15 protein-coding genes are annotated in these 11,984 nt (G+C 57.0%); 6 read left to right on the forward strand and 9 right to left on the reverse strand.

The window, feature by feature from the left end; genetic code table 11:
• Window positions 1-27: 27 nt before the first annotated feature.
• Both IFJ82_RS07490 and trpS read left to right on the forward strand, forming a co-directional pair.
• Window positions 28-513 (forward strand): c-type cytochrome, encoded by a 486-nt coding sequence (locus tag IFJ82_RS07490; protein WP_003620197.1) that lies wholly within the window; start codon window positions 28-30, stop codon window positions 511-513.
• A gap of 47 nt (window positions 514-560) precedes the next feature.
• A complete protein-coding gene (trpS, locus tag IFJ82_RS07495) occupies window positions 561-1,556 on the forward strand; it encodes a tryptophan--tRNA ligase (protein ID WP_075632260.1) in 996 nt (331 codons plus the stop codon).
• A gap of 818 nt (window positions 1,557-2,374) precedes the next feature.
• Here the strand turns inward: trpS and IFJ82_RS07500 are convergent.
• Window positions 2,375-2,680, reverse strand: a complete 306-nt coding sequence (locus IFJ82_RS07500; RefSeq protein WP_141312766.1) for a hypothetical protein — start codon at window positions 2,678-2,680, stop codon at window positions 2,375-2,377.
• Between the two features lie 164 nt (window positions 2,681-2,844).
• Here IFJ82_RS07500 and IFJ82_RS07505 point away from each other — a divergent pair, with 164 nt between their 5' ends.
• Entirely contained in the window at window positions 2,845-3,030 is a 186-nt protein-coding gene (locus IFJ82_RS07505; RefSeq protein WP_003620193.1) for a hypothetical protein, read from the forward strand.
• 100 nt (window positions 3,031-3,130) lie between these two features.
• On the opposite strand, the gene IFJ82_RS07510 is transcribed toward IFJ82_RS07505, so the two are convergent.
• The 4 genes from IFJ82_RS07510 to IFJ82_RS07525 form a co-directional block, all read right to left on the reverse strand.
• Entirely contained in the window at window positions 3,131-3,472 is a 342-nt protein-coding gene (locus IFJ82_RS07510) for a hypothetical protein (RefSeq protein WP_139312480.1), read from the reverse strand.
• Window positions 3,473-3,615: 143 nt separating this feature from the next.
• Window positions 3,616-4,644, reverse strand: coding sequence for an alcohol dehydrogenase AdhP (gene adhP / locus IFJ82_RS07515; RefSeq protein ID WP_003620191.1), 1,029 nt, complete (start codon window positions 4,642-4,644; stop codon window positions 3,616-3,618).
• Between the two features lie 116 nt (window positions 4,645-4,760).
• Window positions 4,761-5,987, reverse strand: coding sequence for a cystathionine beta-lyase (gene metC, locus IFJ82_RS07520; RefSeq protein WP_192266157.1), 1,227 nt, complete (start codon window positions 5,985-5,987; stop codon window positions 4,761-4,763).
• Between the two features lie 155 nt (window positions 5,988-6,142).
• The gene (locus IFJ82_RS07525; RefSeq protein WP_192266159.1) at window positions 6,143-6,997 is read right to left on the reverse strand and encodes a sulfurtransferase; all 855 of its coding nucleotides are present in this window, start codon (window positions 6,995-6,997) and stop codon (window positions 6,143-6,145) included.
• Window positions 6,998-7,113: 116 nt separating this feature from the next.
• On the opposite strand from IFJ82_RS07525, the gene IFJ82_RS07530 reads away from it, so the two are divergent.
• Window positions 7,114-8,187: an AI-2E family transporter gene (locus IFJ82_RS07530; protein WP_003620188.1), complete on the forward strand. Its 1,074-nt coding sequence runs from the start codon at window positions 7,114-7,116 to the stop codon at window positions 8,185-8,187.
• Complete coding sequence (locus tag IFJ82_RS07535; protein WP_192266161.1) at window positions 8,184-8,888, forward strand: endonuclease/exonuclease/phosphatase family protein; 705 nt, start codon at window positions 8,184-8,186, stop codon at window positions 8,886-8,888. Before IFJ82_RS07530 ends, IFJ82_RS07535 begins: the two co-directional genes overlap by 4 nt.
• Here the strand turns inward: IFJ82_RS07535 and cls are convergent.
• A complete protein-coding gene (gene cls / locus IFJ82_RS07540) occupies window positions 8,879-10,297 on the reverse strand; it encodes a cardiolipin synthase (protein WP_192266163.1) in 1,419 nt (472 codons plus the stop codon). The two genes, IFJ82_RS07535 and cls, sit on opposite strands and share 10 nt — an antisense overlap.
• A gap of 139 nt (window positions 10,298-10,436) precedes the next feature.
• On the opposite strand from cls, the gene IFJ82_RS07545 reads away from it, so the two are divergent.
• Window positions 10,437-10,838: a YraN family protein gene (locus tag IFJ82_RS07545; RefSeq protein ID WP_225578812.1), complete on the forward strand. Its 402-nt coding sequence runs from the start codon at window positions 10,437-10,439 to the stop codon at window positions 10,836-10,838.
• Between the two features lie 26 nt (window positions 10,839-10,864).
• Here the strand turns inward: IFJ82_RS07545 and IFJ82_RS07550 are convergent, their stop codons facing one another.
• From IFJ82_RS07550 to IFJ82_RS07560, 3 genes are all read right to left on the reverse strand, one after another.
• Window positions 10,865-11,197: a hypothetical protein gene (locus IFJ82_RS07550; protein ID WP_003620182.1), complete on the reverse strand. Its 333-nt coding sequence runs from the start codon at window positions 11,195-11,197 to the stop codon at window positions 10,865-10,867.
• Window positions 11,198-11,341: 144 nt separating this feature from the next.
• Window positions 11,342-11,677 (reverse strand): Grx4 family monothiol glutaredoxin, encoded by a 336-nt coding sequence (gene grxD / locus IFJ82_RS07555; protein ID WP_003620180.1) that lies wholly within the window; start codon window positions 11,675-11,677, stop codon window positions 11,342-11,344.
• A gap of 52 nt (window positions 11,678-11,729) precedes the next feature.
• Complete coding sequence (locus IFJ82_RS07560) at window positions 11,730-11,963, reverse strand: BolA family protein (protein WP_003620177.1); 234 nt, start codon at window positions 11,961-11,963, stop codon at window positions 11,730-11,732.
• Window positions 11,964-11,984: the final 21 nt, after the last annotated feature.

Here is an 11,984-nt window from a genome sequence, read left to right on the forward strand (position 1 = left end):
TCCCTGCCCACGGGGGTATCGTGACGCATGCTGACTTTCCCGGATATGTTTCGCGTTGCAAAAGGTATGGTTCTCTTCTGTGCGGGGGCATTTTTGCTGTCGGCCTGTTCGGGCAAGCACGAAGGGGCTGCGCGCTATCGCACCAATTGCGGTATCTGCCATCATAATGGCGAGGGCATGAAGGGCGAGATTCCCCCCCTGATCGGGCGGGTGGATGTAATAGGCGCCACGGCGGAGGGGCGACATTATCTGGCGGATGTCCTGCTTAATGGTCTGAATGGTCCACTCGACATCCGGGGTGTGCATTATAATTTTTCCATGCCGTCATTTCGTAACCGCCTGTCCGATCATGAAATTGCGTCTATCCTGACCTACCTTGCCGCACGTGGGGATTCGGAGCGACCGCCGGTGTTTAGCGCCGATGAAATCGCGGCCGTGCGGGCGCATCCCCTGCCCACCAGCGCAGTGGCCGAGGAACGACGCCGCCTTGATGAGATTCATCGCCTTCCCTGATATCAACGCGCTTGACGACCATACGGCAAAGAGCGGAAAACAGCGGGATGCGACGCATATTTTCCGGCATCCAGCCGACTGGAATTCCGCAGCTTGGCAACTATCTCGGTGCGATACGCAACTGGGTTGGGCTGCAACGTGACAACGAATGCATATTCTGCCTTGTGGATATGCACGCCATCACCGTCTGGCAGGACCCGCAGGCCCTGCGCGAACAGACGCTGGCACAGACGGCGGTGCTTCTGGCTTCGGGCATTGATGTGCAGCGTCACATCCTGTTCAACCAATCCGCCGTGACGGCGCATGCGCGCCTTGCATGGATATTTAACTGCGTGGCGCGTCTTGGGTGGTTGAACCGTATGACGCAGTTCAAGGACAAGGCGGGCAAGGATCGTGAAAACCATTCAGCAGGGCTGTATGTCTATCCCGACCTGATGGCCGCAGATATTCTGACCTATAAGGCAACGGCGGTGCCTGTTGGGGATGACCAGCGCCAGCATCTGGAACTGACCAACGATATCGCGCAGAAATTTAACCATGATTATGGCCAGGATTTTTTTCCGATCGTGGAAGCATTGATCCCACCGCAGGGCGCGCGGATCATGAGCCTGCGTGACGGCACGAAAAAAATGTCGAAATCCGATCCTTCAGCCCAGAGTCGGATCGAGATGACAGATGATGCCGATACGATCATGCAAAAGATCCGTCGTGCCAAGACCGACCCGGAACCGCTGCCCAGCGAGGAAGCCGGTCTGGAAAACCGTCCCGAAGCCCGCAACCTCGTGACGATCTATGCCACGTTGCAGCAATGCGGAATTCAGGACGTGCTGGACCAGCATGGTGGTGAAGGGTTTGGTCCCTTCAAAAAGGCATTGGCCGATGTGCTGATCCAGCATATCGGCCCCATCGCAGACGAGACGACCCGCCTGCTGAAAGAGCCGGGTTTCCTGCGTGATACGCTTCGTGATGGCGCGCGGCGGGCTAATGTAATCGCTGAACCCATCGTGGCTGAGGCAGAGTCCCTTGTGGGTTTTCTGAAATAAGGGATTATTTGAAAACAAATCATTGATAAAAAACAGGAAAAGTTTTTGGGTGCCGCCTTTTTGAAAAAAGGTGGCGTCTTCTGAAGCTTTTTGGAAAAAGCTTCACCAAAAACCTTTGTAATTTCAGGATTTTATCGACCCTGAATTTTCAAATAGTCTCCAAGCGATCATCTGAAAATATCCTGTTGATAAAGGCAGGTATTGAGTCTGCTTTTTCCAGTATATGTCAGGTATTATTCTGAACCGGTGCTTGCGGTGGCAGGATGGGTTATAGTTATAAATATTATGCTGCCTCCTGTCATGTCGCAGTGCAAGGCGGTTGAACGGGTCTAGGAGACTGTACGAAAACAATGTGATTGTAAGAAATTAATTTTATATGCGGTGTATTTAATTTTTGTGCATAGTGTAATTTAAATATTATCCGTAATAAATATTCATAAAAAACTTTTATAATAAAATTTGGTGATTTATTGTGCTTGTTCGAGCTATCGCATGGCACGTAGATGCAGTTTTCAACAATAGTCCTCTGAAAAATCAGTATGCCGTTGTATCACTGGCACGGGAACAGACTACGTTCTGGTGCCCATAAGATATGTCGGCAGGCCCCGCCCATACGGACGATCACCAGCATAAAAAATACGGTTGTCCTGACTGCCAATATCTGTGACCTGTTTTTCAGCCAGGGCAGGACAGTTTGATATTCGTCCGGTGATATCCGTTTCAGGTGCTGAAAAAACGTATAATTCTCAAAAGGTTCCAGAAAAATGGAGCCTTTTGACGATACGGATATGACCGGTCTTCTATCTTCGGGTTCTTTTTTATCGTGGGGGCGAAGTCGTCTCGTGAGGGGAAGAAGACGAACCCGTATCCGCATCGGGGGATGATGGTTGGGCTGTATGCTCCTCCTGCGCTGCTGCGGCCTTGCGTGCGTTATGGCGGCGCACCATGCCTGCAGCACAACCTGCGGCGGCCCCACCCTTGGCGTGTCCACTACCGACAAAATGCCCGGCGACCCCACCGGCCATGGCGCCCTTGAGGCATCCGCCAGGTTCAGCATGGCCGAATGTAGGGGAAAGGATGAATGCGCAGGCAAACATCGGGAATACAAGATGGCTATATTTCATCGTCGATATTTTCCAATCGTTATTGGATTTAATTATGGACGGAGGCGGAGGCTGCCGCTTGGGGCGTGACGGATCTGTTTTGCCGGTATGCGGGGATAACAGTTGTCAGCAGCGATGTTCCCTTTCATCGTGAAGCATCCCAACGAAGGAAAAGGACCCGATTGATGAGTAAGGAACCGTCAGAAGCCATTCATGCCGCATTGATTCATGCAGCGGCAATCCTGACTGCGGCCAAGAAGGAAGTGATTGAAAAGGCTTCCCCTTCTGATGTGAAGGCGCATTTTAAGTCATTCCTGCACACGCTGGAAACCGGCTGGCGGGAGCATGAAGCGGGCGACCATCATAAATAAGGTATGAGGGCACCACGGCGTCCGGGCCTCTTATTATTGGTCCTTGGATGTCGTGGCGTCCCTTTCTTACCCGGTTGGAGCGTCGGGTCGGGGGTGCAGGCTATTTCCCCGTGAAAAACTTGCCCATGTCCGAACCGGTCTTATGACCCCAGCGGTCCATCTTGTTTCCGGTATCGTGGCCCCAGTGATCCAGCGTCTTGCCGGTTTTATTCCCCCAGTTCTTGACGTGCTGCGTATCTTCCGCTGCTTCGTCATGCACTGTGTGGCCCGCATGCTTTATCTTTTTTCCCGCCACGCAGGCATCGTAATCTGACGCCTGGGCACAGTCATCAGCCCATGCCGGTAAAGACGATGCGTTCATGAGGGCAATAATACCAAATCCGACCAGTAATGTTTTTCTCATATTTCCCAATACCCATTTTGTCCGATGGATATCCGCCAAAAACACTCAGGTACAGCAGGCGGACATCCTGCCCCACGTGAAGAGAGGGGCCGAGATAACCTGTCCCATGCCGTCATGGGCATAGTTTCCATGACGAAGGATGTCTGTTTTCAACGTCGGCTGCGCCTTGTGGTTGCATTCCGTCAGTTACGAAAATCCAGAACAATCCGCCCTGCAACCTGCCCATGTTGCAGTCGGTCGAAGATATCGTTGATATTTTCAAGCTTGTCGGTTGCAACGACGGTAGAAACCTTCCCTTCGGTAAAGAAGGACAGGGCTTCGATCATGTCCAGACGCGTGCCCACGATGGAACCGCGTACGGTCGTGCCGTTCATGACCATGTCAAAAATCGAGATGGGGAATTCACCGGGGGGCAGGCCATTCAGGACGATGGTACCGCCCCGGCGTGCGTAACCTATCGCTTGTGTGAAGGCAGTGTTTGAAACAGCCGTAACCAGAACGCCATGCGTGCCGCCGGTTTTCTGCCGGATATAGGAAACAGGATCGGTAGTACGCGCATTGACGGTTACGCTTGCGCCCAGCTTGCGGGCTTCGGCAAGCTTGCCGTCGTCGATATCGACCGCCGCGACATTCAGCCCCATGGCGACAGCATACTGGATGGCCATCTGCCCCAGGCCGCCCGCACCGGAAATGGCAACCCATTCGCCCGCGCGTGTATCTGTCATCTTCAGGCCCTTGTACACTGTCAGGCCCGCACACAGGACAGGCGCCGTGCGGATCGGGTCAATATCCTTGGGCAGGTGCGCAACATAATTCGGGTCGGCCACGACGTATTCAGCAAAACAGCCATTGACTGAATATCCCGTGTCCTCCTGTTTTTCACACAGGGTTTCCCATCCCCCCAGGCAATGTTCGCAATGCCCGCATGCCGAATACAGCCATGGAACCCCGACGACATCGCCGGTCTTGATCCAGTCTACGGCGGCACCGACCTCGACAACATGCCCGATCCCCTCATGACCGGGGATGAAGGGGGGTTTGGGCTTGGTGGGCCAGTCGCCACGTGCGGCATGCAGATCCGTGTGGCATACCCCGCAGGCATCGACCTTCACAAGAATCTGGTTGGGACGGATCGAGGGGATATCAAGTTCCTCGATGCTCAGGGGTTTTCCGAATTCGCGGACAACCGCTGCTTTCATCTTTCCGGCCATTTCAACATCTCCTCAATATCCGCATGCCCTCGTCCCGAGGGGGTGCTCCACTTCTGTTATCACAATGGCAAGGCAGCCGTGGGAAGGCATTGATATGTGTCAGTATGGCATAGGCATCAGGTGTTGCCCTTTGCCATCCCATCCAGGCCCCGTGCCAGGTCGGCAATCAGGTCGTGTGTATCCTCCAGCCCGATATGGATACGAAATGTCGGGCCAGCCTGTGTCACGCTGTCGCATGAACGGGTAATGCCCAGGGTCGTGGGCAGGATCAGGCTTTCATATCCGCCCCATGATGCGCCGATGCCAAACATCTGCAGCGAATCAATCATGTGTTGCATCTGCGGTAATGTGAAATCAGGACGCAGGACGACCCCAAACAGCGATGACGCCCCCGAAAAATCCCGTTTCCAGAATTCATGTCCCGGGCATGATGGCAGGGCGGGATGCAGGACGCGGCTGACCTCTGCCCGCGACTGGAGCCATAGGGCGACATCAATTGCCGATTGGGATTGTCGTTCCTGACGGACTGGTAACGTGCGTATTCCCCGTAACGTCAGGGCACAGTCATCCGGTCCCGCGACCTGTCCGGTCTGGATGGCGGTATCGCGCAGCAGGTGCCAGTCGGCTTCGTTCGCGGTGGATACGGCCCCTATGATGGTATCCGCATGGCCTGCGGGATATTTGGTCAGTGCCTGGATGGAAATGTCCGCGCCATGGCGGAAGGGCTGGAAGATGCCGATCCCCCACGTATTATCCACAATCAGGCGTGCACCATGTCCATGGGCCACGCGGGCCATCATGGGGATGTCCTGTACCTCGAACGAATGGCTACCGGGGCTTTCGGTAAAGATTGCCTTCGTCTCCGTCCGCCACAGGCGTTGCAGTTCCTCTTCGCTGGCGCAGGGGGGGAAGTAGGTGATATCCACGCCAAAGCGGCGCATCACCTTTTCCGCAAACCGTCGCATCGGGCCATAGACGGAATCTGACATCAGGCAGTGGCTACCGCTGTCAAGAAATGCCAGCAGGGGCAATGTGCATGCCGCAAGCCCGGATGGTGCGATCTGGGTATGGGTGGCCCCTTCGATCGTGGCGATCGCATGTTCCAGCCGGTGTTGCAGCGGTGTGCCCATCGCCCCATAGATCAGTTCGTCGCCATAGCGTTTGTGACCGGCGTTCTCCATCGCTTCAAGCGAGGAGAAAAGGACGGTTGAGCCGCGTGCAACCGCCGGGTTGACGAATACGCCCTGCCCGTCCACCGGGGCGTCACGCGCCACCCGCACCGCAAGTGACGCCATGTCCCGCCATCCGCGAGAGACTGCGTGACGCAGGTTTTCATGATCCATTTAAATCTTTCCCCAGCCACGTTTTCAGGATTTTTAAAAATAGTCCGTTGATAAAAAAATAAAAGTTTCTGGATGTCGCTTTTGTCCCAAAGGAGGCATCCAGAAAATCCGATGATTTTGGCAGGTCGTCGGGATGGCGTTTTGCAAACGCCCCCTTATGCGTCCCCTGTGACGATCGGGGTGCCGGGGGTGGAGGCCCATTCCGCCCATGACCCGTCGTACACGGCATGTTGCCCTAATCCCGATGCCATCAGCCCGAGTGCCAGCACACATGCGGTCATGCCACTGCCGCATGTGCATACGGCCTCCTTGTCTGGATGCATGCCTGCGGCGGCGAAGATCTGGCGCAGCTCATGGGGGGGAAGCATATGTCCATCTGATGCCAGTAAGGTGGTATACGGCACGCTGGCGGCACCAGGCATATGACCCGAGGGCATGCCCTGCCGCGGTTCGGGCAGTTCGCCGGTAAAGCGTCCGTGCGCCCGGGCATCAAGGATCACGGAGGACCCGGCCGCATGGGTAAGGTCGAGCATATCCCCCAGTCCCTTCAGCCGTCGCATGCGCGGGCGGGCGATGAATGGGGGGGAAGTGTCCATGGGGGCCGTGCTTGGCCCTGTTTCCAGCTTTAGTCCGGCGCCCTGCCAGGCCGGCAGCCCACCGTCAAGCACCTGCGTGCGGTCGTGGCCAAACAGCCCCATCAGCCACCAGCCGCGTGCGGCGCAGGCCACACCCTTTTGGTCATAAAAAATGATCCGCGTCCCATCATGCAGGCCCAGTGCGCGGGCAAGGCGCGTAAAGCGGGCCTGCCCCGGCACTGTATGCGGCAATGGGGAATCCGGGTCCGAAAACATGTCGATGTCGAACTGGCGCGCGCCGGGAATGTGTCCCGACAGGAAACAGGCCTGGGGATCGAATTGCTGTCCCGGCAGGGCCTGCGTCGCGTCCAGTATGACAACATCGTCATGCGACAGGATGTGGGCAAGGTCTTCGGCGGAAATCAGTGGATGCATGTCTGTGGCCAATCTTTGGTGTTTGTGCGCTTTGCGATAAGGTGCAGCATATTATGCCATGACGAAAGCGGGATCACGCCTTCGCACGGATTGCCACGGGACGGATCGCGACGGTTATGGTCGAACGCATAATGATGGGGCTCATGCTGGGGGGGATCGCCTTTGGCTGCATACTCATTCTCTACCCTTTCATGTCGGCCCTGCTGTGGGCGGCGATCCTGACATTTTCCACATGGCCGATCTATGTGCGGCTGCGGCGGCATACTAATCCCCTTATCGCCGCGCTGGGCATGACGGTCATGTCCGCCGTGGTGATGGTTGTTCCCCTGACGCTGGTGGTATCCAGCGGCATTGTCGAACTGCCCCAGACCCTGCCCGATGCCATCGACAGCATCACGACCGTCATCCATCTGCCGTCGCTGCCTGTGTGGTTGCAGCATATTCCCCACCTTGGTCCCCAGATGAACGAAACGTGGGAAAAGTGGCGGGTGGATGTGGGCAATATCGACCAGATGATACGTCCCTATAGTGGTCGTCTGGTGCAGTGGGCCCTTGGTGGGATCATGCAACTGGCCAGCGGGCTGGCGCATCTGGGCATGGCGCTGTTCATGGCGTTTTTCTTCTGGTTGGGTGGGGAGGCACTGGGCGCTACGTTCGTCTCCGTCGTGCGGCGTATCGCCGGGGGGTACGCGGACCGTATCCTGGGGATCATCGGGCGCACGATCCGGGGCACCGTGTATGGCATCATCGGGACGGCGTTGTTGCAAGGTGTGCTGACAGGTATCGGGTTCGCCATCGCGGGTATTGCCAACCCCGTGCTGTGGGGCGGGATTACCGCCTTCATTTCCGTCCTGCCCATCGGTGCCCCCCTGATCTGGATACCTGCGGCGTTTTTCCTGTTTGTCGCCCATCATCCCGGATGGGGCGTGTTCCTGCTGCTTTACGGGACCATCATCGTGTCGGGGGCCGATCACATCATGCGACCGATGTTCATTGCCCGGGGGGCACAACTTCCCTACTTGTTGACGGTTCTGGGTGTTCTGGGGGGCATCTGGACATTTGGCGGCCTTGGCATTTTCCTCGGCCCGGTGCTTATTGGTGTGGGATATACCCTGACGGCGGAATTCGCCGCAGGCGATCCGGGCGCGCGTCTGGCGCCCGAGGTCAGGGAGCCATTTGTCGAACCATGAATCTTGCGCGTCCGTATCTGCGGTTGCCCGCCATCGTGGCCGAACCGGGGAAAGGTCCCCTGCCGGGATACCAGCCACCTTTCCATTCCGAAAACAGTATCCGGGTCGTCAGTTGGAACCTGTTGCGCCAGATCGGCGCAACGGTGCGCGATGTCGTCCACCTGATCCATCAGGAAAAGCCCGACCTGCTCCTGATGCAGGAGGCGACAGTTGATATCGATGCCCTGCCAACCTTGATCGGTGGCCATTATGCACGCTCTCCACTGCCGGGGCGCATTCATGGTGTCGCATGCTGGAGCCCCTGGCCCTATCGTCGTCCCCCCATGACCTGTACCCTGCCCTCTGGCACGCTGATCCGGCGTGTGGCGCAGATTGTCGAATGTGGCCCCTTCGCCATCGCCAATGTGCATCTGTCGCATGGGCAATTACTGAACCGTCGGCAATTGCGGCGCATGTCACAGCTTTTGCCGTATCGTGCGGCCATCCTTGGGGATTTCAATCTTGTCGGCCCTACATTGATCCGGCATTTCCGTGATGTCGGACCACGTGCCCCAACCCATCGCATGGCGGACGTCCTGCCGATCCGGCTTGACCGATGCCTGATACGCGGCCTTGCCTGTGTGGAGCAGCGCGTGATCGACAATTACGCATCGGATCATCGGCCGATTGCCGTAAGGCTTGAACTGCTGCCTCACAAATAAGGCAGCAGCAATCGGGCTGAGGCATCACGCAGCTTTGTCGGTAGCGAACGCCGGTCAAGGTCATGATGGGTCAGGCGTTCATGGCGGTGACGGATGATGAAATCGTCAATCGTGGTTGCCAGCGCATCATCATAAACCTCCAGATTGATTTCGAAATTCAGCCGCAGGCTGCGTACATCAATGTTGGAACTGCCTACGAACGACCAGTGTCGGTCAACCACCAGAAGCTTGGAATGGTTGAACGGTGGCCGCGCCTGCCATACCCGGCAGCCAGAATCAAGGAAACGTGGCAGGTTTGCCGCACGTGCCCAGTCGATCACGACATGGTTGCTGTGACGTGGGACAATGATATCCACCTCGATCCCACGCAATGCCGCAAGGGCAAGTTCCGTCAGGAACCTTTCGTCAGGAAGGAAATACGGGGTCATGAGGCGTACTGAATGCCGGGCCATCGAAATGGCCTGCAGCATGGTATATTCAATCTTCTCCAGGTCGGAATCAGGTCCTGCCGTCACGATGCGGGTCAGGCTGTCACCATGGGCCTGCTGTTCGGGGAAAAACAGGTCAGCCACCAGGGCTTCTCCTGTTGTAAAGGTCCAGTCGCGCGCGAAGGCTTCGCTCAATTGATGGATGACTGGTCCCAAAATACGGAAATGCGTGTCGGATACTGGATGGGCGGGATGCCGTGCCGTCAGATTTTCTTCCCCGATGTTCAGCCCCCCCATGAAACCGGTGCGGCCATCGACAACCAGGATCTTCTTGTGATCGCGCATATTGATGAACGGCATACGCCATGGCAGCAGCGAATGCATGAACCGGCCCACCGGCACCCCTGCCCTGTGCAGCCTGTCTGCGATTGCGCAATGGAAGTATCCGCTGCCCACGCCATCCACCAGAACCCGTACCTGTGCGCCACGCCGGTGTGCAGCAATCAGGGCATCACAGAATTTCTGTCCGATCTCGTCAGGTCGAAAAATATAGGAGCATAGCAGCACCGTGCTGCGTGCGCCCTCGATTGCGGCCAGCATCTGCGGATATGCACTGTCCCCATCATGCAGGGGGATGACAAGGTTCCCCGCCAGCAACGGGCGTTGCGTCAGCTTTGTTACCATGTCCGCCAGCGGGGCGAAGCGTCCTTCCTCGCCCCTGCGCCAGCGTGAGGTCATGGTGCGGCTGTACCATGGATGCAGCCCAACCAGACGCTTGGCACGGCGGCGCACGCGGTTGATGCCGAACATCAGATACAGGATACCACCGGTCAGTGGCATCAGGACCGTAACGCCGATCCATCCGATGGAGGCCCCTACGTCACGTTTCGTCAGCAGCACATGGACGATGACGATCGCCATGATGCACAGGCGTAAGGCCAGCACAATCGGGACAAGGAATGTGACGTAGGTATAGATCATGATGCCGTCATTATTCCGTACGCGCCATGAAAGCATGAAAATTCGACATGGGTCGCCATATCCGGTGCCCGCAGGGTACAGTAATATTGGGATGCGATATTGGGGCTATCCCCGATTACAGAAAATGAGGATGAGAGTCGTGACATCGCCAGTCCCCCCTTCGTCGCCCGGATGGCGCAGGCGTGCCGTCGGACGGCGTTCCCATCACAAGGGGCTTGAGGCAGAACAGAAAGTCATGGACCATCTGCGGGCGGAGGGATGGACCATTCTGGCGCATCGTGCGCGTACGGCCTGGGGCGAAATTGATATTGTCGCCATTCGTGATGGGCTGCTGGTCTTTACGGAAGTAAAGGCGCGCGCGTCAATCATGCAGGCAGGCGATGCGATCAGTCCCCGCACCATGCAACGCCTGATGAACGCTGCGCAGGGCCTGTGCATGCTCAACGCGGGGTGGGCATATGACGGGATGCGCTTCGACGTGGTTGTTGTCCTGCCCGATGGTCACATGCACCGCATCGAGGACGCATTCAGGATGGAGTGACCTACAGGCTGGATGGCAGGACGCATTCAGGTCCGGTGATGGATGTTCGCATGTGTCGCATGCCGGACGGCAGCCGTACCGTGTGGATGATAAGACACTTCATGAACCAGTGAATGGCGCACGTGCGACGATGTCACATGGTGGGCAGACGTGACCAAGGCATGATGTGTGCCCACCGCATGGCGATAGGTCACGTGACGGACCGGCGGGGGCGGTGCAGTCAGCGCGCTGAGTGTCAGGCGGTCTGCTTCCATATCAGTCATGGCATGGCTACGTGCCTGCGCCTGCGGCGTGACGCTGTGGATGAAACCCGCGCAAACCACCGACAGGGTCGTGATTCGCAAGCACGTGTGGCGCATCTAACACTCCAATTCAGTCATTGCAGCGAAGCTACGCAAAATCGGGTAAACAAGGCAAGGCTCAGTATCACATGAAACAAAAAAAAGCGGACGGGCGCCTATGCTGCCCATCCGCTTTTTCTGTCAGTGGCTGTTCCGGTCCGTTCAGGCAGAAGCCGGGACGATACCTTTTTCAGTCAGGAGCTTTTCCAGTTCACCGGACTGGTACATCTCGGTCACGATGTCACATCCACCGATGAACTCGCCCTTGACGTAAAGCTGCGGCACCGTGGGCCAGTTCGAAAAATCCTTGATACCCTGACGCAGGGCCGGATCTTCGAGGACATTGGCGGTCTTGAACGGTACGCCCAGATGCTTGAGGATCTGCACGACGCGTGCGGAAAAACCGCACTGCGGGAAGGTTGCATCGCCCTTCATGTACAGCATGACCGGATTGGCGTCGATCTGCGCCTGGATCTGCTGGGTGATGGTTTCGGCCATAATACTGGACTCCTCGTTCTGATAACCGGTTATCCGTCCCTGATGCGGGGGATCAGTCCGGTGTGCTTGTCTGAAGGGCGAGCGCATGCAGCTTGCCCCCCATATGTCCTTGCAACGCGTTGTAAACCAACTGGTGCTGTTTTACGCGGGACAGGCCACGAAACGCATTGCTGACCACCTTGCAGGCATAATGGTCGCCGTCCCCCGCAAGGTCGTCAATGTGGATCTGCGCATCCGGCAGAGCGCCACGGATGTAGGTTTCGATTTCCTGGGCCGTCATGGCCATCGGCTGTTCTCCTGCCTGTCC

This window comes from Novacetimonas hansenii, from assembly GCF_014843995.1.
Lineage (GTDB): Bacteria > Pseudomonadota > Alphaproteobacteria > Acetobacterales > Acetobacteraceae > Novacetimonas > Novacetimonas hansenii.

Coding starts and splice junctions, on each gene's coding strand:
- IFJ82_RS07550 (WP_003620182.1), bottom strand. CDS start 11,197: ATGCGCCACACGTGCTTGCGAATCACGACCCTGTCGGTGGTTTGCGCG.
- IFJ82_RS07500 (WP_141312766.1), bottom strand. CDS start 2,680: ATGAAATATAGCCATCTTGTATTCCCGATGTTTGCCTGCGCATTCATC.
- IFJ82_RS07560 (WP_003620177.1), bottom strand. CDS start 11,963: ATGGCCATGACGGCCCAGGAAATCGAAACCTACATCCGTGGCGCTCTG.
- IFJ82_RS07490 (WP_003620197.1), top strand. CDS start 28: ATGCTGACTTTCCCGGATATGTTTCGCGTTGCAAAAGGTATGGTTCTC.
- IFJ82_RS07535 (WP_192266161.1), top strand. CDS start 8,184: ATGAATCTTGCGCGTCCGTATCTGCGGTTGCCCGCCATCGTGGCCGAA.
- trpS (WP_075632260.1), top strand. CDS start 561: ATGCGACGCATATTTTCCGGCATCCAGCCGACTGGAATTCCGCAGCTT.
- IFJ82_RS07525 (WP_192266159.1), bottom strand. CDS start 6,997: ATGCATCCACTGATTTCCGCCGAAGACCTTGCCCACATCCTGTCGCAT.
- adhP (WP_003620191.1), bottom strand. CDS start 4,644: ATGGCCGGAAAGATGAAAGCAGCGGTTGTCCGCGAATTCGGAAAACCC.
- IFJ82_RS07530 (WP_003620188.1), top strand. CDS start 7,114: ATGGTCGAACGCATAATGATGGGGCTCATGCTGGGGGGGATCGCCTTT.
- metC (WP_192266157.1), bottom strand. CDS start 5,987: ATGGATCATGAAAACCTGCGTCACGCAGTCTCTCGCGGATGGCGGGAC.
- grxD (WP_003620180.1), bottom strand. CDS start 11,677: ATGGCCGAAACCATCACCCAGCAGATCCAGGCGCAGATCGACGCCAAT.
- cls (WP_192266163.1), bottom strand. CDS start 10,297: ATGATCTATACCTACGTCACATTCCTTGTCCCGATTGTGCTGGCCTTA.
- IFJ82_RS07505 (WP_003620193.1), top strand. CDS start 2,845: ATGAGTAAGGAACCGTCAGAAGCCATTCATGCCGCATTGATTCATGCA.